This is a genomic window from Marinobacter xiaoshiensis (assembly GCF_031631795.1).
Taxonomy (GTDB): Bacteria; Pseudomonadota; Gammaproteobacteria; order Pseudomonadales; family Oleiphilaceae; genus Marinobacter; species Marinobacter xiaoshiensis.
This window is the reverse complement of record NZ_JAVMBO010000017.1, coordinates 180,041-200,696: the sequence shown is the minus strand read 5'-3', so window position 1 is coordinate 200,696 and position 20,656 is coordinate 180,041. Positions and strand designations below refer to the sequence as shown.

Sequence of the window (20,656 nt, the reverse complement as noted above, 5' to 3'; positions counted from 1 at the left end):
CCTGCTGTCATGCTTCAGCCACATGCCTTTCCGGCAGCATCAACGACAGCAACGCGGCTGTTAATACCAGACCCGATGATATCCACAAGCATGCCTCCAGCCCGTAAACCTGATACACCCAGCCAGACAATATCGTACCCAGCAGTCGGCCTGCGGCATTGGACATGTAATAAAAACCCACATCCAGGGATACACCATCACCTCTGGCATAGCTGACAATCAAATAGCTATGCAGGGAGGAGTTGATGGCAAACAAGATTCCGAACAGCAACAAACCACCGATAACCACGATCTGTGGTGACCAGCCGGCCATCAGACCAAGGGCAATAGCCGCAGGAACCAATGCCAGTGCTGCTGCCCAGAATGCGGCAGGTTGCTTGCCTTCGCTTGTGCCGGTAATCCGGGGCGCTATGGTCTGGATAAAGCCATAGCCGATGACCCAGGTGGCCATAAAAGCGCCGACCTTCCAGAAGTCCCAGCCAAAGACCGTATGCAGATAAACGGGCAGAGCCACAACAAACCACACATCCCGGGCACCAAACAGAAACATACGGGCTGCAGACAGCACGTTAATGGCAGGGCTTTTTGAAAGAATCTCCCGGAATTTGGGTTTTGCGGTGCTCTTGCCCAACTCCTGCTTGAGCAAAAACAGACTGGCGAGCCAAACCAAGCCGAGCGCCGCAGCCATGGTAAGCACCGCGCCGGTGAAACCCACCGACATCAGCAGCACGCCACCCAGAAAAAAGCCCACGCCTTTCAGCGTGTTCTTCGATCCCGTCAGTATGGCGACCCATTTATACAAAGTGCCCTGCTGTTCATCTGGCACCAACAATTTGATACCGCTTTTGGCAGACATTTTGTTCAGGTCTTTGGCAATACCAGACAAAGCTTGCGCCGCCATCACCCAGGGCACTGAGAGCATGGCCGCCGGGACAGCCAGCATGGCCAAGGCTGCTATTTGCAGGAACAGCCCGATGTTCATGGTGCGATTCAAACCCATACGAGCGCCCAGATAACCACCCACCAGATTGGTCACCACCCCGAAGAACTCGTAGAACACGAATAGCAGGGCGATTTCAAGGGGCGAGTATCCGAGCTGATGAAAGTGCAGCACCACCAGCATACGCAGGGCACCATCCGTCAGGGTGAAGGCCCAATAATTACCCGTGATCACCAGGTACTGACGAATGGCGGTATTCATATCAAGCCAGGCCCACCTTGCGCGCCAGTTCAACGGTGCGGTTGGCGTAACCCCATTCGTTGTCGTACCAGGCATAGATCTTCACCTGTGTTCCGTTGACCACCAGTGTGGACAAGGCATCGACAATGGATGAGCGCGGGTCTGTTTTGTAATCGATGGATACCAGCGGGCGTTCTTCGTAGCCCAGAATGTCCTTCAATTCACCCTCTGAGGCTTCTTTGAGCAGCCGGTTTACCGCATCGCGATCTGTGGGCGTTTCCACCTCAAACACACAATCCGTCAGAGACGCGTTGGTGAGGGGAACACGCACTGCGTGGCCATCCAAACGTCCTTTAAGGTCCGGGAATATTTCGATAATCGCCGTGGCAGAACCGGTACTTGTGGGAATCAGCGAACTGCCGCAAGCCCGTGCCCGCCGCAGGTCTTTGTGGGGCGCATCAATGATTGTCTGGGTATTGGTCAGGCTGTGGATGGTGGTAATGGAGCCGTGCTTGATACCCAGTTTCTCGTGAATCACTTTCACCACCGGCGCCAAACAGTTAGTGGTGCACGACGCCGCGGTTACAATTCGATCCCTGGCCGGATCAAAAATGTCTTCATTCACGCCCACAACAATATTCTTCGCGCCCGCTTCTTTCACCGGCGCGGTGACCACCACCCGTTTTACGCCTTGATCGAGGTAGCTCTGCAGCGCCGACACTGTCTTGTGCGCACCGCTGGCTTCGATCACCAGATCGCATCCAGACCAGCCGGTATCGGCAATGGCTTTATTACGAGTGACACGGATGCGCTGGCCATCAATCACCATGTCATCGCCATCGGCGGTGGCTTCGTGGCTCCAGCGGCCATGCACGCTGTCAAAGTTCAGCAGGTGTGCCAGCGTGTTGGTGTCAGCCCCCGGGTCGTTGATGGCCACAAATTCCAGCTCCGGCCAACCCCAGGCCGCCCGCAGTGCCAGCCTGCCGATGCGGCCAAATCCGTTAATACCTACCTTGATCTTGCTCATGGTGTTCTCCTTGCGAGGTTCGCAATCCGTGTAAATTCGTGATCAGGGGCACTGCACCGCCGGGCGGTCTGCCATGGCCTTCAACCTGGCCAGGGGCTGCCCGATCAGTGCCGCATTGTTCCGGGCAGTTTCCTCCAGAACCCGCACCACCCAGCCTGGCAGATGCGGATGAAGGTAATAATAGACCCATTGGCCCCGGCGCTCTGTTTCCAGCAGGCCCGCGTCACGCAGCAAGGCCAGGTGGCGGCTGACTTTTGGCTGGGAAACCTCAAATGCTTCCGTCAGCTCGCACACGCACAGCTTGCCCTGGTCTTTGATCAGCAGCAGGGCGGCCAGGCGCAAGTCGTCGGCCATGGCCTTGAACACAGTCACCGGGTTGTAGTCCGCCGGTTTCAGGCTAGTCTCTTTCTGATGAACCAGGGTGAACAGGCCGATACGCTCCCTGATCTCTTTCAGTGTCAAGGCAAAGGTGGCATGCCGGTTGGCCTCGGCCGGGTCCGGAAAGTCCCAGGCAATCTGCTGGGCACCGGACGATACATTGGCGCACTCCCGGGCAGCCTTTTCACACAGGGTGATCACGTAATCCCAGTACTGGCCCTGCAACTCAGACAGCGACTTGCTGTAAAGCCCGGCCACCGGAATACCGGCTTCCTGCAGCACCTGTAATGCCAGCGGGTGCGGTTCGGCAGGTTCGGTACCGGCGCTGGCCACCTCGAACCGGTCTCCCGCCATGTGCCGGAGCAAGGCTTCTGCCATCAGGGACCGGGCACTGTTGGCGGTGCAGACAAACAGGACTCTTCTTTTCATGCGAAATTCCGTATATTCTAATTGCCATATATTCAGATTTTGCGATAATAGCCGGCAACTGTGACAGAGTAAAGACAGCAATCGCAGCCAGCAGCAGCGAGCCAACCGCGATAAAGGACATCGAAACGACCATGGCAGAAAGACTACTGGAGATTTACAGGAGCAATCAGCGGGAAGGCAACCTGCTGTTTTTCATGATCCTGGCCTTTCTGGCCATCTTCTTCATGCCCGCCGGAACCGAACGCTTTGACAACGCGGTACTGGAAGCCTTCCGCCTGACCAACTGGTATGCCCGGGAACACGTGATCCTGTGCCTGCTGCCGGCGTTCCTGATTGCCGGCGCCATGGCGGTGTACATCAGCCAGGGCTCGGTGATGCGCTATCTGGGGCCGTCTGCCTCGAAGCCGGTGGCGTTCAGTGTCGCCTCTGTGTCCGGCACCTTGCTGGCCGTGTGCTCCTGCACCGTACTACCGCTGTTCGGCGGCATTTATCGTCGTGGCGCCGGACTGGGGGCGGCGGTGGCCTTTCTCTATTCCGGCCCGGCCATAAACATCATGGCCATTGTGGTCACCGCCAAGGTGTTGGGGGCTGAAATCGGGCTGGCCCGGGCCATTGGCGCCATTGTCTTTGCCGTGGTTATCGGCGCCATCATGCACCTGATCTACCGCAAGGAAGAGGCCGAGCGCTCGGTGAGCAATGCCCGGGGCTTCGGCGGCGACGAGGCTGACAAACCGGTCGGTGTCATTGCCCTGTTCTTTGCCCTGATGGTGGGCATCCTGGTATTCGCCAACTGGGCGGCGGCCGACAACCAGGCCTGGATGGCGGTCTATGACCTGAAATGGCCCATCACTGCGGCCCTGGCCGCTGTTCTGGGTGTGCTGCTGGTACGGCGCTGGCACTGGCCACCGGGCCAGTTACTGATTCTGGCTGCCGTGGTTACCGCCTTTGCCACCCTGGCACCCGGCATGCCGGAGCTGCCGTTTGTGATCGGTATCGGCGGCCTGATGCTAATTGCCACCCTGCGGGACCAGGACCGGGAATGGCCGGTGCAGAGCTGGGACTTCGCCAAGCAAATCCTGCCGCTGTTGCTGGCCGGGGTGTTCGTGGCGGGCTTTGCCCTGGGCCGACCCGGCCATGAAGGCATGATCCCCTCAGAATGGGTCGCCGCAGCGGTGGGCGACAACTCCCTGCTTTCCACCATTCTGGCGTCGGTGCTGGGCGCCCTGATGTACTTTTCGACCCTCACCGAAGTGCCCATCGTCGAAGCCCTGATGGGCTCCGGCATGGGCAAGGGCCCGGCACTGGCGCTGTTACTGGCAGGCCCAGCCCTGTCGTTACCCAACATGCTGGTAATCCGCACCATTCTGGGCACGCAGAAAACCCTGGTGTACTGCGCCCTGGTGGTGCTGATGGCCACCATTACCGGCTTTATTTACGGAAACTGGTGGGTATAACCCCACCCGCAAAAACCCGAAGGAGATGACCATGAAATTCACCATCTATGGCAGTGGCTGTGCCAAGTGCAAACAACTGACAGCGAATGCCGAGGAGGCCGCCAAGGCACTCGGGCTGGACTACGAAGTGGAAAAGGTGACGGATGTGAACGACATTATTGATGCCGGTATCATGCGCACACCCGCCCTGGCGGTAGACGGCGAGATTGCCGTGGAAGGCAAGGTGGCCAGCGCCGACGACATCAAGAAACTGCTGGGCTGAGCATGACCTCTTCTGATTTACCCAACATCAATACCGGGCTGTTCCGGGCCCCTACCAACGACGACCTGTTCGCGGCGGCGCCTTCTGACCACAAACCCAGAATTCTGCTGCTGTACGGCTCCCTGCGCAAACGCTCGTTCAGCCGCCTGGCGGTGGAAGAAGCCGCCCGCTTGCTGGAAGCCATGGGTGCGGAAACCCGCCTCTTTAATCCGAGGGGACTGCCCCTGGCCGATGCCGAAGATGCCAGCCACCCCAAGGTTCAGGAGCTGCGGGAGCTGGTGCAGTGGAGCGAGGGCATGGTGTGGTGCTCACCGGAACGCCACGGCGCCATGACCGGCATTATGAAAACCCAGATCGACTGGATTCCCCTGTCCATGGGGGCGGTGCGGCCGACCCAGGGCAAAACCCTGGCGGTGATGCAGGTGTGCGGCGGCTCCCAGTCGTTCAACGCAGTCAACCAGTTGCGGGTACTGGGCCGCTGGATGCGCATGGTCACCATCCCGAACCAGTCCTCGGTGCCCAAGGCGTTCATGGAATTTGACGACAACGACCGGATGAAGCCTTCGGCCTACTACGACCGTATCGTGGATGTCATGGAGGAGCTGGTAAAGTTCACCCTGCTGGTGCGGGACCGCAGCGATTACCTGACCGACCGCTATTCCGAACGCAAGGAAAGCGCCGAAGAACTGTCGAAGCGTGTGAACCAACGCTCCATTTAAGGATGTGCAATGAGCAGTAACAGCGATATGAACCCGGCTGAAGCCACCGAAGGCGGAATGGACCTGTTCGGGCGTTACCTTTCGGTGTGGGTGGCACTGGCTATTGTGGCCGGTGTAGCCCTCGGGCAGCTCGCCCCCTCAATCCCCGAGACCCTGTCCCGCTTCGAATACGCCCAGGTGTCCATCCCTATCGCTATCCTGATCTGGGCGATGATCTTTCCGATGATGGCGCAAATCGATTTTGGTGCGATTGTTGGGGTAAGAAAAGAGCCGAAAGGGCTGGCCATTACCACCATCGTGAACTGGCTGATCAAACCTTTCACTATGTTCGCCATTGCCTGGTTCTTCCTGATGGTGGTGTTCGAGCCCTGGATTGCGCCTGCCTTGGCCAGTGAATACCTGGCTGGCGCCATTTTGCTGGGCGCAGCACCCTGTACGGCCATGGTGTTCGTGTGGAGCTACCTCACCAAAGGCGATGCTGCCTACACCCTGGTGCAGGTATCCCTGAACGACATCATCATGCTGTTTGCCTTCGCGCCCATTGTGGTTTTACTGCTGGGCATTTCCGACATCCAGGTGCCCTGGGATACAGTGATTCTGTCGGTTGTGCTGTATATCGTGATCCCGCTGGCTGCCGGCTATCTCACCCGCCGCACATTAATCGCACGCCGAGGCGAGCAGTGGTACGACGAAGTGTTCATGAAGCGGCTGGGGCCCATTACGCCGGCAGCGCTGATCGTCACCCTGGTATTGCTTTTCGCCTTTCAAGGCGAAGTCATCCTGGAAAACCCACTGCACATTGCGCTGATTGCCGTACCACTGATCATCCAGACGGTGCTGATTTTTTTCATCGCCTACGGCTGGGCCAAACTGTGGAAAGTTCGCCACTGCATCGCCGCACCCGGCGCCATGATTGGTGCCAGTAATTTCTTTGAACTGGCAGTGGCCGCAGCCATTGCCCTGTTTGGCCTGCAATCGGGGGCAGCATTAGCCACAGTGGTTGGCGTGCTGGTGGAAGTGCCTTTGATGCTGGTACTGGTGCGGATCGCCAACAATACCCGAGATAAATTCCCGGCCTGACCGCTGCGCGTAGCCCCGGTGACAGGCCGGGGCGACCTTACAAAGCACAGTGCCGGGGCTCGCGACCTGTTCAGTCAACCACCACCCTGCTAATATCCCGCCCATCTTTCTTACCATTGAACCGCAAACCTCTGACCCGAACGGAACCAACAGAATGGATTTTCTCCAGGCTTTTTTCCTTGGCCTTATGCAGGGACTGACCGAATTTCTGCCGATTTCCAGCTCAGCCCACCTGATTCTTGTGCCCGCATTTTTTGACTGGGTGGATCAGGGCGTCGCGTTCGACCTTGCGGTTCACGTGGGTACCCTATTGGCGGTAGTGATCTACTTCCGCACCGACGTATTCAGCATCGCCCGCGACGGCCTCATATCCATGAGCCAACGCCGCGTAGTCGGCCAGGGCGCACTGGCGCTGTATATGGTGATTGGCACAATCCCGGCTGGCCTTGCAGGATTGGCGTTACTGGACATCATCGATAACGAACTGCGTGCAGTAGAAATCATCTTTGCCACGACACTGTTCTTCGGCTTGCTACTGGGTGTTGCAGACTGGATGCCCAAACGCCAACGCTCTATAGACTCTCTGAACTGGAAAGACGCTTTACTGGTCGGTATCGCCCAGGCCATCGCGCTTGTGCCCGGCACCTCTCGTTCTGGTATTACCATCACCGCAGGTCTGTTCCTGGGCATGAGCCGGGAAGCCGCCTCCCGCTTCTCGTTCCTGTTGGCCATTCCCATTACCGCTCTGGCCTCTGCAGTGAAGCTGCTTGAAGTGGCGACTGCGGATATAACCGTGGATTGGAGTGCGTTTCTGGTAGGGGGTGTTACGTCATTTATTATTGCCATTACCGCTATCCACTTCTTCCTGAAATGGCTGAACAAAGTGGGCATGTGGCCTTACGTTATCTACAGAGTCATTCTGGCTGGGGTTATTTACGCGGTATTGATGTAGTAGGAGGCTAGCACAGCGTCGATAGCGGAGGCCGGGTAAGGCTTTTCAAAACTGTGCGGAGCCATGGATGGCGGAGCCCAAGCGTCACATGGATGTGCCGCAAGGAGCGTGTTTTGAAAAGCCTTCCCCCTGCCTGCGCTCCCCGATAATAGTTAGCAGGCCTCCAACGGCGCATAAGCCAGCACCAACCACTTGGCACCTTCATCAAAATTCACCTGCACCCTTGTGTGGTGCCCGGTGCCTTCAGCATTCATCACAACACCTTCGCCAAATTTGGGGTGCCGAACCCGCTGCCCCAGGCTGAAACCTGTCTGCTGGGCAGAGTCCTGGCTGAACAGGCCTTCGTTAGGGCGATCCATCATGGCCGGGCGGGTTACCGTGTTGCGTAACCGTACTTCCTGCAGGCAATCGCCGGGAATCTCCCGAACGAAGCGGGAAAGCGCGTTGAACTTCTCCTGACCATACAAACGACGGGATTCCGCATAGGTGATCACCAGCTTTTTCATGGCCCGGGTGATGCCCACATAGGCCAGCCGCCGCTCTTCCTCCATGCGCCCCGGCTCTTCCAGAGACATGCTGTGAGGGAACAAACCCTCTTCAACACCGGCAAGGAATACCAACGGGAATTCCAAGCCTTTTGCAGAGTGCAAAGTCATGAGCTGCACACTGTCTTCGTGATCTTCCGCCTGAGATTCGCCAGCATCCAGAGCTGCCTGAGCAATAAACTCCGAGAGCGGGTCCACACCCTCTTCCACATCAAAATCTGCAAGGGCGTTAACCAGCTCTTCCAGGTTCTCCACCCGCGCCTGAGCCTTCTCGCCTTTTTCACTGGCGTGGTAGTCCTTCAGGCCGCTGGCTTCGATGGTCTGCTTCATAAGCCCATGAAGCGACGCGCCTTCAGCCATCGCAGACAGCTCTTCTATAATATCGAGGAACGTCTGCAGCCCGGTTTTGGCACGACCTTTCACCTGCCCGGCCGCCAGCAATCGCTCGGCCGACTCCCATAGAGATATGCTCAGGTTGCTTGCATATTCACGCAGTTCCGCCAAGCTTTTTGCGCCTATGCCACGAGTGGGCAAGTTCACCACTCGCTCGAAGGCTGCATCGTCCCGCCGGTAGTGCACCAAACGCAAGTAAGCCAAGGCGTTGCGGATTTCCTGGCGATCATAAAAGCGCAGGCCGCCATATACCCGGTAAGGTATGCCCTGGCGCATCAGGGATTCTTCCAGCACCCGGGATTGGGCGTTGGAGCGGTACAGGATGGCGGATTCGCTTCGCAGGTTGCCTTCGTTCACCCAACTGGAGATGCTGTCGGCTATGTAATTGGCTTCATCCTGCTCATTAAATGCGGCATAAAGGCTGATGGGTTCGCCTTCCACGCCATCTGTCCAAAGCTCTTTGCCGAGCCTGCCCTGGTTGTTGGCAATTACGGCGTTAGCGGCTTTCAGAATCAGTTGAGTGGATCGGTAGTTCTGTTCCAGCCGCACCAACCGGGAGTTCGGAAAATCCCTCTGGTATTGCTGGATATTCTCTATTTTGGCGCCACGCCAGCCGTAAATAGACTGGTCGTCATCACCCACCACCGTCAGTGGTACACGATTACCCGCAAGAACCTGCAGCCAGGCGTACTGAATCGTGTTGGTGTCCTGAAACTCGTCCACCAGAATATGCTGAAAGCGCTGCTGATAGTGAGCCAGTATTTCCGGCCGGTGCAGCCAGAGTTCATGGGAGCGAAGCAGCAACTCGCCAAAATCTACCAGACCGCTTTGCTGGCACAGTTTTTCGTAGCGGCTGTATACCTTCACCATGGTGGAGGTGAAGTGGTCGCCCGGATTTTCCTGTATGTGGTCGGCCCGCAAACCTTCGTCTTTCTGGCTGCTGATAAACCATTGAGCCTGCTTGGGTGGAAACTGACTTTCATCAATCTGGGCTTCCCGCATTACCCGTTTGACCATGCGCAGCTGATCATCGCTGTCCAGTACCTGGAAGTTCTCCGGCAGCCCGGCATCCTTCGAATGCGCCCTTAACAGCCGGTGAGCAATACCGTGGAAGGTGCCAAACCAAAGGCCCCGAGACGGAATATTCATCATCTCCTCGATGCGGTAACGCATCTCTTTGGCAGCTTTGTTGGTAAAGGTGACCGCCAGAATCCCCGTAGGCGGAACCCGATCCACCTGCATCAACCACGCAATCCTGTGCACCAGCACCCGGGTCTTGCCACTGCCGGCACCCGCCAGCACCAGCAAGTGGTCATTCTGTGCCGTAACTGCCTCACGCTGGGCATCATTCAGGGAATCTATAATGTGGGAGACATCCATGGGGAAATCACTGTAGTCCGGAGAATGGGGAATTCTGGCCGAAGATTATAACAAGTCGTGACCGAGCCTGCCCCGATCCCGATCGATGGCTTAACATTTTAGACTCGCCTTACTATAAAGTTACTGCAAAATCAGCCGACAACAGTACATAACAGTACGAAACACAATCACCATTTCGCCTACTAATAGCAACCTATATGCTGATTCCGCCACATTGGGTTGTTCGGTCAGGAAAAGACTATGCTGTCATCACTTAAAATCTCACAAAAGCTTGGCTTACTGGTCAGCATTGCCATCCTCGCATTTGTCATCAGTCAGGGCTTCGCGTTTATAACAGAACGCTCCAACTCTGAACGCCTGAGCGAGGTAAAAGATCGCCTTTATCCGACGCTGGAACTGACCACTATTAATGAAGGCCAGCTAAAGCTGATGGAGCAACAAATCAGTGGTGCGGTTACCACGGGGGACGACCAGCAGCTGGAAGCAACCCAGGCCTACCGCGACACCATTGCGACCAACCTGGAAAAAATTGCGGAATTGAGCCCCGCCCAAGCCAGCAATATTCAAAAGCTGAGCCGGGACCTCGACAACTACTACGACAACGCGTCCCGCCTTGCCACCTCCATTATCGACGGCACAGCGGACTTCACACGCATTGGCGACGACGCAGCCCGTAACGCAGCCCGTCTGGAGCAACTGCAGGCTGGCCTGAACGCCATGCTTGAAAACAATCGTGCACGGTTCCAGGGCGCCATTTCGGAAACCGCTGAAGCCTCAACAAATGCCCAAACTCTGGCGCTGATTATTCTTGTCACTACCGTTGTGGTGCTGATCGCAATAAGCCTGGTGATCGGTCGTTCCATCTCCACCAGCCTTACCCAGATTATCGACTCCCTGAAGAACATGGCCTCTGGCGAAGGCGACCTGACTCGTCGCCTGAACTATGAAGGCCGGGATGAACTCCGGGAACTGGTTAATCAATTCAACCTGTTCGTTGCCAAGCTGCATAAATCATTTGCCACTATCAGCGATGACGTGAATGGACTGAACACAGCAACAGGCCACCTGACCGATGCCAGCCGGGCCAACCTTGAGCGCATCAGCAGCCAGGCACAGGCAATTTCTTCTACCCGTAACTCTGTGGATGAACTGGTAAAAAGTGTTGAAGAAGTAGCAGGTTTTGCTTCCAGCGCCTCGGACCAGACCCAGGACGCAGCGCGCTTCGCCCAATCGGGCCAGGAAAAAGTACAGAAAAATGTGGCCACCATCCGCGAGTTGGTCAGCGACATTGAGAATACCGCTGGTCTGGTGAATCAGTTCGACGAGTTCTCTGCCCGGGTCGGCGGTTTGCTGGACACCATTCAAACCGTTGCAGAACAAACCAACCTGCTGGCTCTGAACGCCGCGATTGAGGCAGCGCGTGCCGGCGAACATGGCCGCGGCTTTGCAGTGGTTGCTGACGAGGTGCGTGGGCTTGCAGTACGTACCCACAAAGCAACGGAAGAAATTCAGGGTGTAATTTCAGAGCTCTCCAAGCTGTCGTCTTCAGCGGTTACCTCCATGAAAGCCAGTGTAAATAAAGCCCATGAGGGCGTGGAAGCGACCACTGAATCCGGTGAGATTTTGTCCCGCATTCTGCAAAACGTGCAGCAGATCAGTGAGCTGAATGAACAGATTGCTGCTGCCACCTACGAACAAAGCACGACATTTAACGAAGTAACCACTTACATGACGGACATGCACCGGAATGCCGAGGCAGTCATGGAAAGCACCGACGAACTGGATAGCGTTAGCCGCGATATTCAGGGCGTCAGCAATGGTCTGCGAACCGTTGCCAGCCAGTTCCGCGTGTAAATTAACCATGAAAAACGTATGGATCGAAAACCTATGAAAAGATTGCTACAGCTTGCTCCTCTGGCGTTGGCCATTGCAGCAAGCTCTGCTTCTGCCCAAAGCACAGAAGACACCCTGGCCCGCATGCAGCAGCAGCTGGATTCCATGCAGCAGCAGGTGAATACCGCCAAGAATGACCGTGTTCGTTTCAACGGTTTCTTCAGCACCGGTGTGGCAAAATCCAGCAACGATGCGGGATTTGACGGTATAACCGAAAAGACCAGCGTGGCAGATCTGAGCCTGTTCGCTCTGCAAGGAACGTTTGACGTTTCTGACAAGAGCCAGGCAGTTTTCCAGCTGGTAGGGCGCGGCGCAGAGGACTGGGACCCCGTAGTTGAGTGGGCCTACCTTAGCTACCGCCCCATGAACAACCTGCAACTCCGTGCAGGTAAAATGCGCCTGCCGCTGTTCATGTATTCCGACTCCCTGGAAGTGGGCTACTCCCAGCTCTGGGCCCGGCCACCACAAAGCGTTTATGGTCCAATTGCGATAAAGAGCTATGTAGGTGCAGATGCCACTTACACAATGAACCTCGACAACTCAGCCTTTACAAGCCAGCTCTTCACCGGGTTCACGGATGAGACAGGAACCGCGGGCCCCTCAGAACTGAGAAATGTCTTTGGTACCACTCTTTCGTGGACCGATTACGTGTGGACAGCAAGAGCTATCGCCGGGACAGCTGAAGTTTACATTCCGTCTTTAGCAATCGCAGATGCCCGAGCCCTTTTCCTGGGTCTGGGCTTTGGTTATGACGATGGTACCTGGCAAATCATTTCCGAAGTAACACGCGCAGAAATAGATGGCATATTTGCCGATACCGACTCTGCATACCTTTCAGTGGGTCGTCGGTTTGGCAGCGTTACCCCCTATGCTGTCGTTGGCTGGGTTGAAAGCATGGACAACGATGACCGCACCGGCGCACTCAGCCCTGCGCTGGATACACGGAGAGATGAATACAGTATTGGTGCACGCTGGGACATCACACCAGGTGTTGCAATCAAAGGGGACGTTACTCACGTAACCGGCTTTGAGAATGCTGCAGGAGGACTGGATGCTGCTTACGTTCTGCCAGCTGGCAAAAACAGCACCAACGTCTACACCCTGAAACTCGATTCGGCGTTTTAACGGAGGCCCCTATGAAAAAGCTAAGCCTGATGTTTGCGGCCAGCTTGCTGGTTAGCCCCCTTGCTATGGCCGACGTTGTCGTAATTGGCCACAGTGCTGGCCCAGACAGCATCACCGAAAATCAAGTGCGCGATCTGTACCTTAATCGCAGTAATGAACTGCCCGACGGACAGAAAGCCACAACATTTGAAATGGCCAGTGGCGACGCGGTGCGCGCTCAGTTCCACGACAAGATCACCGGGCGCAACGATGCCCAGCTCAAGGCCTTCTGGTCCAAGCAGGTGTTTACCGGCCGTGGCCAACCGCCCGCTGAAGTAAACAATGCCGCAGCAATGAAAGCGCGGGTTTCATCGACGCCAGGTAGCATCGGCTACATTGATGAAGCCGATGTAGACAGTTCTGTTAAGGTTATATTTACACCTTAAACAGTTGCCGAAAACACAGAAGGCGAGCCATTGGCTCGCCTTCTGTGTTTAAAAGGACTGCCCAGAGATCAGAAGCCCCTCGGTATCGTTTGCGCTTCAACAAACTCGAACAACCCCTCAAGCCCGCCTTCGCGGCCGATTCCAGATGCCTTCATGCCGCCGAATGGCGCCTCAGGCGTAGGCCCTGAACCTGTATTCCAGCCCACGTGCCCAAACCGCAAACCTGCAGCTACCCGCTGGGCACGCTCCGCATCTGCCGTGAACACGTAGGAAGCCAGGCCGAATTCAGTATCGTTACCCGCCTCGATAACCTCTTCCTCGGTGCGGAAACTGGCCATAGGCACCAGGGGCCCGAAGGTTTCTTCCCGTAAACAGCACATATCCGGAGTGACGCCGGAAATAACCGTTGGCGGGAAAAACAGGTGGCCCTCACCCAGATCACCAGGCTGCTTGCCCGCAACCAGGGCAGCACCTTTGTTCAAGGCGTCTTCCAAGTGGCGTTTTACCTTGTCGAAGCCGGCTTTATTAATCAGTGGACCAAGATCAACATCACCTGCGATGCCATCCCCAACAGTCATTTTGTTCACCCGCTCCGCAAGCTTCGTACCAAAGGCGTCCATCACCTTCTCATGCACGAAGATCCGGTTTGCGCACACGCAGGTTTGCCCGCTGCCACGGAATTTGTTGGCAATCAGGTTGTCTGCGGCGGCGTCCAGATTCGCATCATCAAATACGATAAACGGCGCGTTGCCACCCAGCTCCAAAGCCAGTTTTTTAATCTGGTCAGCGGTATCCACAACCAGCTTACGGCCAACCTCTGTCGACCCGGTAAAGCTCAACATGGGCACATCCGGGCTTTCGCACAGAACCTTGCCAATCACGCTGGCCTTTCCCATCACCAGGTTCACCATGCCATCAGGCAGGCCCACATGCTTGTCCATCAACTCAAACAGCGCAATCATGGTCAATGGCGTTTCGCTTGCCGGCTTGATCACTGAGGGACAACCAGCAGCCAGGGCCGCCGACAGCTTCTTGGCAATCATACCAATGGGAAAATTCCAGGGCGTGATGAGAGCCGTTACCCCAACCGGGCGATAATGAACGGTCCAGGTACAGTCTCGTGGTTTTCCGGGGAGCTCGTGAGCGTCCAGCGCCTGAATATTCTTCGAGCAGTAATCGAAAAAGCCCGCGGCATAATCCACCTCACCCTGGGCTTCGTTCAAAGGCTTGCCGTGCTCCAGACACAGGACCCTGCCTACTTCTTCCTTGTTTGCCCTGAGCGCATCACGAATGTCTTCCAGCCATTTCCTGCGGGTTTCGATGGAGTAGGGGTGGGTCAGCTGCAGCGCAGACTTGCCTGCCTCGATCGCCGCCTTCACCTCACTTTCAGGCATGGAGGCAACCTGCGCAATCACCTTGCCCGTTGCCGGGTTGTAAACATCAAAGGTGTTGCCCTGTTCATTGTCAGTCCAGCGACCGCCGATGTAGCCAGTCATCTTTCCCAGCAGTGGTGACTCGATCATTTCGGCTCCTGTTCAGTCAGTAACGACACCCACAAAGGTGCACGGTTGTATGAATTGAATCCGTCCTTCATCTTGGATGCTGAATCACTACCTGTAAAGTCGATGGCCCGGCTTTTGACCAATCCCAATCTGTGCCTATACTCCCAAGTGCTCATACTCACAGTGTCTGCATTCACAGCAACTGGGTAATACCGCAGCAGCACCGGAAACCAGGAGGTCGGATAATGAAAGCATTTTTCCATCCAGCTCAAGACAAGCATTCCCCCCAATCCTACTTCACCCGGGGTCAGATGCGTCAGCCTCAGGAGGTGCCAGATCGCACCCACCAAATGCTGGAGGGTTTGAAAGCGGCAGGAATACCGGTATTGCAGCCTTCTGACCAGGGAGCCCGGCCGATTGCCAAGGTGCACGATCTGGGGTATCTGCGCTTTCTCGAGTCAGCTCACCGTCGTTGGAAGGAAATGGACGATTGGGGCGAGGAAGTCATGTCCAACATCTTCGTTCGCTCCCCGAACCACCTGACAGGCATCCTGGCAGAAGCGGCCCGGTACCAGGCCGATGGCAGTAGCCCTATCGGGGAGCACACTTGGGAAGCAGCCTACTGGTCGGCTCAGACCGCTCTGGCTGCCGCCGACGCACTCATGGCAGGAGATCGCACCTCCTACGCGGTGTGCCGCCCACCAGGGCATCATGCCCGTAAGGATTCCGCAGGTGGCTTCTGCTATCTCAACAATGCCGCCATTGCCGCCGAGCACATGAAATCCCGGTTCCCTCGTCTGGTTATTCTGGATCCCGACATGCACCACGGCCAGGGCATTCAGGAAATCTTCTATGAGCGCAGCGATGTGCTCTACATATCCATTCACGGCGACCCGACCAACTTCTACCCGGTGGTGTCTGGCTTTGAGAATGAGCGTGGCGAAGGTGAGGGGTACGGTTACAACATCAACCTGCCCATGCCTCATGGTTCATCAGAGGACGACTTTTTCACGAAGGTGGAGGAGGCTATGGCGGCCATCAAGCTGTTCCAGCCGGATGCACTGATTCTGACCCTCGGCTTTGATATCTATAAAGACGACCCTCAAGCCAAAGTGTCAGTAACCTCGGAGGGATTTTGCAGACTTGGCACTCACATGCGCCAGCTCGGCCTCCCTACACTAGTCGTGCAGGAAGGCGGCTATGATCTGGATAGCCTGAGCGAGAACGTACAGCAGTTCTTCAAAGGGATGGGCAGCTAAAACCTATGACGCGGGCGCGTAAACTTTAATGTTTTCGTGCCCTTCTGCTTTCAGGTGCACCGCATGCATCCGGCTCATGGCGCCGCGATCACAATACAGTAGATACTGGCGGTTGGCAGGAAGTTCCGGGACCTTTCGGTTCAGTTCGTAAAACGGGATTTTCAGAATCTCATTGCCAGTGAGCATCAAAGGCGACTGCTCCCCTTCCGACGGGTGGCGCACGTCAATAACCACGTCGCTTACCGCTGGTGTTTTTACCAACTCCACATCTTCGGGTGTTGTGGTTGTATCCAGCAAATCACTGACCAGCGTCTCTTCACGGGCTTCAATAGCCTGCACCAGAACCTGCGGATCCATTTCGGCCTCATCGGCTTCCACCCGGTACAAACGGGCCCGGGTGGTCGGCTTCTGGGAGATAACACCACAATACTCAGGCATGTTGCGCGCGTATGTCTCGGTGCCAATTTCCCGTGCAAGCTTGATGATGGCTTCCTTATCCATCGCGATCAAAGGGCGCAAAACCACTTCGTCGCTGGCCCGGTCAACAACGTTCAGGTTGGTCAATGTCTGGCTCGACACCTGGGCCACCGCATCGCCCGTCACCAGGCCAGCGGCGTTATTGCTTCGCGCAAGCTCGCTCGCCGCCTTCAACATTTGCCGCTTGAGCACTACGCCCCAATGCCGGTGACTAACCGACTTCATGATTTCTTCCACCACGCCATCAAAAGGCACGGAGATAAACTTGGCGCCGTGGGACGCTCCGTAACGGCTCCACACGTAGTGAACCACTTGGCGTACACCCACTTCGTGAGCGACACCACCAAGATTGAAAAACAAAAAGTGGCTACGCATGCCCCGGCGCAGCATCAGATAGGCCGCTACCGACGAATCGTAACCGCCCGAGATCAGCGTCAATACATTCTCGACACTGCCCAGCGGGTAGCCACCCAAGCCGCGATGTTTGCGATTGGCAATGTGGAACTGGTCGTCCCGCACCTCGATACGCACCTCTACTTCAGGTGAGCGCAAATCAACGCTGGCACCCGATGCGGACAGGTAGAGTTCGCTGCCCACAAAACGCTGGAGGTCCACTGAGCGGAAGTCATGCTTTCCGTGCCGCCGGGACCGAACAGCAAAGGTTTTCCCGTCGAGGCGGCCAGCGAACGCTGCCACGGCTTTTTCGGCAATATCCTCAAGGCTGACAAGCGGGAAGGCGGCGATTTCCTGAATAGTGGAAATACCGGGGATACGCATCAGTTCATCCACCACCGCGCCCGCCAGACCGCGGCCTTCGGGCACATCAACATCTACTCGGTCCCAGCTGCCTTCTACGACAATATCCTCGTCAAGCCGGGTCAGAATTCTACGGATGTTCTGGCGCAGCTGACGCATCTGGCGACGACGAACAGGCTTGCTCTTGATAGCAACCTCAGAGGCAGGACGAATAAGCAGTTTCATAAATGGGCGTTTTGTCGAATGGTGTATGATCAGGAGAGCGCATAGTGTAACGCTTCGGCGTTATGCCTCAAAATCGGGTATTACCGCAACACTCAGGAGCTTTTCCGTTCATGACCGCACCCACCATCAATGCCCTCGTATCCCCTGAGGGCAGCTTGGAAATACTGTCCAATCACGAGGTCAATCTACTTAAAGATAAAAGCGAGGGCGGCTTGTATCAGCTGTTCAGGCAATGCGCTCTGGCTGTGCTGAATACCGGTGCTGTGACCGATGACTGCCAGGACCTGATGCAGACCTACGCGGATTTCGATATACGCCTGATACCCCAGCCCCGAGGGTTAAAGCTTGAGCTGATTAACGCGCCGGCCCATGCATTTGTGGATGATGAAATGCTCCTGGCGATTCGGGAGCACCTGTTCTCGGTTCTGCGGGATATCGTGTACACCCACTCCACGCCCAAGTTTGCAGGAATTCTGAAAGGCAACGGGCCTGAAGACCTGACCAACATGGTTTTCCATATACTGCGCAATGCCCGGGCTCTGAAGACAGGTCGGCAGCCCGATCTGGTCGTATGCTGGGGCGGGCACTCCATCAGCCATGAGGAATACCAGTACAGCAAGGAAGTTGGCCACCAGCTTGGCTTGCGAGAGCTGAGTATATGCACCGGATGCGGCCCCGGGGCCATGAAAGGCCCGATGAAAGGCGCAACAATAGGCCACGCAAAGCAGCGGGTTAAAAACGGTCGCTACATAGGCATTACTGAGCCCGGCATCATTGGTGCAGAAGCGCCTAATCCCATCGTTAATGAACTGATTATCATGCCGGATATTGAAAAACGTCTGGAAGCCTTTGTGCGCTGCGGGCACGGCGTTATTGTCTTCCCCGGGGGCGTCGGCACCGCTGAGGAAATTCTTTACCTGCTGGGCATCCTTCTGCATCCGGACAATGCTGACCTGCCCTTCCCGGTGGTTTTCACTGGCAGAAAAGAAAATGCTGAGTACTTCGAGATGATCGACAAATTCATCCGCACAGCGCTTGGGGATGAAGCCGCCAAAAAGTACGAAATTATTATCGATGACCCCGTGTTGGTGGCCCAGACCATGAAAAAGGGACTCAAAGACGTCGAAACCTTCCGCCGTGCGATGCAGGATGCGTATTATTTTAACTGGATGCTGAAAATCGACCCTGTATTCCAGATGCCCTTCGAGCCGGATCACGAAAACATGCTGGCCCTGGAGCTACACCGTGATCAGCCGGTCCATCTGATCGCTGCGAATCTGAGGAAGGCATTCAGTGGCATAGTGGCTGGTAACGTAAAGGATGGGGGTATCCGAAAGGTGCAGGAGAAGGGACCTTTTGAGATCACTGGGGATCCGTCCCTGATCAAGCCTCTTGAAGCTATGCTCGAACAGTTTGTTGCCAATAACCGCATGAAGCTACCGGGATCTTCGGCTTATCGCCCAAGCTACCGAATCATTAGTACAGCAGCCTGAGCTGCTGTACTAATGCAATAACGCTTACTTGCCGCCAGCTGGCAGACTTGCGTAGTAAGCTGCCAGGTTAGCAATATCCTCATCGCTGAGAGAAGCTGCCTGACCCTGCATGATTGCCGCCATGCCGCCGTTACGTTCTTTGCTTCTGTACGCCTTCAGTGCAGAAACCAGATACTGCTCATGCTGGCCCGCGAGGTTGGCGTACATCGGAATCTGTGCAATACCGTTCTGGCCGTGGCAGGCAGCACACACTGCAGACTTCGCCTTGCCTGCCTCTACATTACCAGCCGCAGAAGCTACAGCAGGAACGGCGGCGCTCAGTGCGAAAAGACCTGCAACAGCATAGTGTTTAAGTTTCATTATGATTAACCTCTCATCATCGTTTTAAGTGTCGCGTATAGGTATTCTAAACCTAATAGAGAACTGGCGAGAAGTTATAGCACAGACGTAACATGTCGCAAATGCCATAGATCAATGCGATTCCTTCAAGACTCGCCATCTTTGACTTTTATCCAGTTACAGACGCTATGCAAACAAAAAACCGCACCAGAAAGCGTTTTATCACCCGGAGACTCCACTAATGTCTGTAGAGGTTCAAGAACTTCCTTGTCGTGAGGGCCTCATCGGCTCACTGACCCTGAACTCCCCTACAACGCTAAGTGCTTTATCCAGTGTGATGATCGCCCAATTAAGGGATTGCCTTGCGCGCTGGGCTGACGACGAACGCATCTGTGTTGTTTTGATACGCGGCTCAGACAAAACCGGATTCTGCTCGGGCAGCGACCTGCGCGGGCTTTATCAATCAGTAACGGGCTCAACAAACAAAGAAGGCGCCTTCAGCATCCTGAGGCTCGAATACGAACTGATCTATGCTCTGCGCAGATTCCCCAAGCCCGTCGTTGCTATCGGGCATGGCCCCATCATGGGCAGTGGACTTGGTCTGTTTTCCGCCTGCCGGTACCGATTACTTACACCAGAGGCTTCGCTCGCCACGCCGGCCGTATCCATTGGACTGTTTCCGGGTGTGGGTGCCAGCTGGTTCCTCAATCGCCTGCCCGGCCGCCTCGGGTTATTTATGGGCCTGACCGGTGCTCACCTGAATGTGAGCGACGCCCTGCGCGTTGGGCTGGCAGACATGGCATTACCAGACTCCAACCATCAAGGACTGCTCTCAAGCTTGCAGGCGGAGCGCTGGAGCGGTAACAGAGCAGCCGATGACAACCGTTTGTTTCGCTTGTTGAGCCGGGCTGAAACTCCGGACTACCCGGCGCTCCCCGCCAGCCACCTGGAGCTGCACGAACGTGATATTGCGAGGCTGTGCGCCGGTTCCAGCCTGCCCGAGATCGTTGATCAACTGCTGGCTGCCCCTATCAATTCTGAGTGGTGGCAAGCCAACGTCAGGACTCTCGAAGGCGGATGCCCGGTATCGGCCTGGCTGGTCTGGAACCAGCTTCAAAAAGCCCAGCAGATGTCATTGAAAGATGTATTCCGCATGGAGCTGGCCATGGCCTGGGAATGTGTACGCAGGCCCGATCTGGCAGAAGGTATTCGAGCAAAACTGATTGACCGGAACCAAAGCCCCCAATGGTCATTCGCCGACATTCGCGATGTACCCGATGCGGTAATTGATACTCACTTCCCGCCGGTATGGGACGATCAGACCGATCCCATGCAGCTTGAATAATATGAGTTAAATCTGAAG

At 56.0% G+C, this 20,656-nt stretch carries 18 protein-coding genes; 11 read left to right on the top strand and 7 right to left on the bottom strand.

All coding sequences use genetic code 11. The features are described from left to right. Positions 1-7: 7 nt before the first annotated feature. Genes arsJ through RKA07_RS12740 form a run of 3 tightly spaced genes read right to left on the bottom strand, consistent with a single transcriptional unit; the run spans position 8 to position 3,014 of the window. Positions 8-1,201 (bottom strand): organoarsenical effux MFS transporter ArsJ, encoded by a 1,194-nt coding sequence (gene arsJ / locus RKA07_RS12750; RefSeq protein WP_310966746.1) that lies wholly within the window; start codon positions 1,199-1,201, stop codon positions 8-10. Between the two features lies 1 nt (position 1,202). Next, positions 1,203-2,207, bottom strand: a complete 1,005-nt coding sequence (locus RKA07_RS12745) for an ArsJ-associated glyceraldehyde-3-phosphate dehydrogenase (protein WP_310966479.1) — start codon at positions 2,205-2,207, stop codon at positions 1,203-1,205. A 42-nt stretch (positions 2,208-2,249) separates the two neighbouring features. Further along, complete coding sequence (locus RKA07_RS12740; RefSeq protein WP_310966478.1) at positions 2,250-3,014, bottom strand: metalloregulator ArsR/SmtB family transcription factor; 765 nt, start codon at positions 3,012-3,014, stop codon at positions 2,250-2,252. Between the two features lie 131 nt (positions 3,015-3,145). Here RKA07_RS12740 and RKA07_RS12735 point away from each other — a divergent pair, with 131 nt between their 5' ends. The 5 genes from RKA07_RS12735 to RKA07_RS12715 all read left to right on the top strand — a co-directional run bounded on the left by RKA07_RS12735 (position 3,146) and on the right by RKA07_RS12715 (position 7,481). Continuing rightward, complete coding sequence (locus RKA07_RS12735; protein ID WP_310966477.1) at positions 3,146-4,468, top strand: permease; 1,323 nt, start codon at positions 3,146-3,148, stop codon at positions 4,466-4,468. A 31-nt stretch (positions 4,469-4,499) separates the two neighbouring features. Continuing rightward, positions 4,500-4,730: a thioredoxin family protein gene (locus RKA07_RS12730; RefSeq protein ID WP_310966476.1), complete on the top strand. Its 231-nt coding sequence runs from the start codon at positions 4,500-4,502 to the stop codon at positions 4,728-4,730. A gap of 2 nt (positions 4,731-4,732) precedes the next feature. Beyond that, positions 4,733-5,449 (top strand): arsenical resistance protein ArsH, encoded by a 717-nt coding sequence (gene arsH / locus RKA07_RS12725; protein WP_310966475.1) that lies wholly within the window; start codon positions 4,733-4,735, stop codon positions 5,447-5,449. A gap of 9 nt (positions 5,450-5,458) precedes the next feature. Further along, complete coding sequence (gene arsB, locus RKA07_RS12720) at positions 5,459-6,529, top strand: ACR3 family arsenite efflux transporter (protein ID WP_310966474.1); 1,071 nt, start codon at positions 5,459-5,461, stop codon at positions 6,527-6,529. A 154-nt stretch (positions 6,530-6,683) separates the two neighbouring features. Then, positions 6,684-7,481, top strand: a complete 798-nt coding sequence (locus tag RKA07_RS12715; RefSeq protein WP_310966473.1) for an undecaprenyl-diphosphate phosphatase — start codon at positions 6,684-6,686, stop codon at positions 7,479-7,481. Between the two features lie 152 nt (positions 7,482-7,633). Here RKA07_RS12715 and uvrD read toward each other — a convergent pair whose 3' ends face one another. Beyond that, entirely contained in the window at positions 7,634-9,799 is a 2,166-nt protein-coding gene (gene uvrD / locus RKA07_RS12710; protein WP_200369816.1) for a DNA helicase II, read from the bottom strand. A gap of 240 nt (positions 9,800-10,039) precedes the next feature. Here uvrD and RKA07_RS12705 point away from each other — a divergent pair, with 240 nt between their 5' ends. From RKA07_RS12705 to RKA07_RS12695, 3 genes are read left to right on the top strand one after another with little or no spacing between them, the layout of a single operon-like run. Continuing rightward, complete coding sequence (locus RKA07_RS12705) at positions 10,040-11,653, top strand: methyl-accepting chemotaxis protein (protein ID WP_200369817.1); 1,614 nt, start codon at positions 10,040-10,042, stop codon at positions 11,651-11,653. 33 nt (positions 11,654-11,686) lie between these two features. After that, positions 11,687-12,817 (top strand): hypothetical protein, encoded by a 1,131-nt coding sequence (locus RKA07_RS12700; RefSeq protein ID WP_310966472.1) that lies wholly within the window; start codon positions 11,687-11,689, stop codon positions 12,815-12,817. A gap of 11 nt (positions 12,818-12,828) precedes the next feature. Next, positions 12,829-13,242 carry a phosphate ABC transporter substrate-binding protein gene (locus RKA07_RS12695; protein WP_310966471.1) on the top strand — a complete coding sequence of 138 codons (414 nt, stop codon included), beginning with the start codon at positions 12,829-12,831 and terminating at the stop codon, positions 13,240-13,242. A gap of 68 nt (positions 13,243-13,310) precedes the next feature. Here the strand turns inward: RKA07_RS12695 and RKA07_RS12690 are convergent, their stop codons facing one another. After that, on the bottom strand, positions 13,311-14,765 hold the full coding sequence (locus tag RKA07_RS12690; RefSeq protein ID WP_310966470.1) for an NAD-dependent succinate-semialdehyde dehydrogenase: 1,455 nt from the start codon (positions 14,763-14,765) through the stop codon (positions 13,311-13,313). A 224-nt stretch (positions 14,766-14,989) separates the two neighbouring features. On the opposite strand from RKA07_RS12690, the gene RKA07_RS12685 reads away from it, so the two are divergent. Beyond that, positions 14,990-16,003: a histone deacetylase family protein gene (locus tag RKA07_RS12685; protein ID WP_200369820.1), complete on the top strand. Its 1,014-nt coding sequence runs from the start codon at positions 14,990-14,992 to the stop codon at positions 16,001-16,003. 3 nt (positions 16,004-16,006) lie between these two features. Here the strand turns inward: RKA07_RS12685 and thiI are convergent, their stop codons facing one another. Then, a complete protein-coding gene (gene thiI, locus RKA07_RS12680) occupies positions 16,007-17,461 on the bottom strand; it encodes a tRNA uracil 4-sulfurtransferase ThiI (protein WP_200369821.1) in 1,455 nt (484 codons plus the stop codon). Positions 17,462-17,571: 110 nt separating this feature from the next. On the opposite strand from thiI, the gene ppnN reads away from it, so the two are divergent. Continuing rightward, positions 17,572-18,954 (top strand): nucleotide 5'-monophosphate nucleosidase PpnN, encoded by a 1,383-nt coding sequence (gene ppnN, locus RKA07_RS12675; RefSeq protein ID WP_227714723.1) that lies wholly within the window; start codon positions 17,572-17,574, stop codon positions 18,952-18,954. Positions 18,955-18,978: 24 nt separating this feature from the next. On the opposite strand, the gene RKA07_RS12670 is transcribed toward ppnN, so the two are convergent. After that, positions 18,979-19,314, bottom strand: a complete 336-nt coding sequence (locus RKA07_RS12670; protein WP_200202320.1) for a c-type cytochrome — start codon at positions 19,312-19,314, stop codon at positions 18,979-18,981. Between the two features lie 220 nt (positions 19,315-19,534). On the opposite strand from RKA07_RS12670, the gene RKA07_RS12665 reads away from it, so the two are divergent. Then, positions 19,535-20,638 (top strand): enoyl-CoA hydratase/isomerase family protein, encoded by a 1,104-nt coding sequence (locus tag RKA07_RS12665; RefSeq protein WP_310966468.1) that lies wholly within the window; start codon positions 19,535-19,537, stop codon positions 20,636-20,638. Positions 20,639-20,656 lie beyond the last annotated feature (18 nt).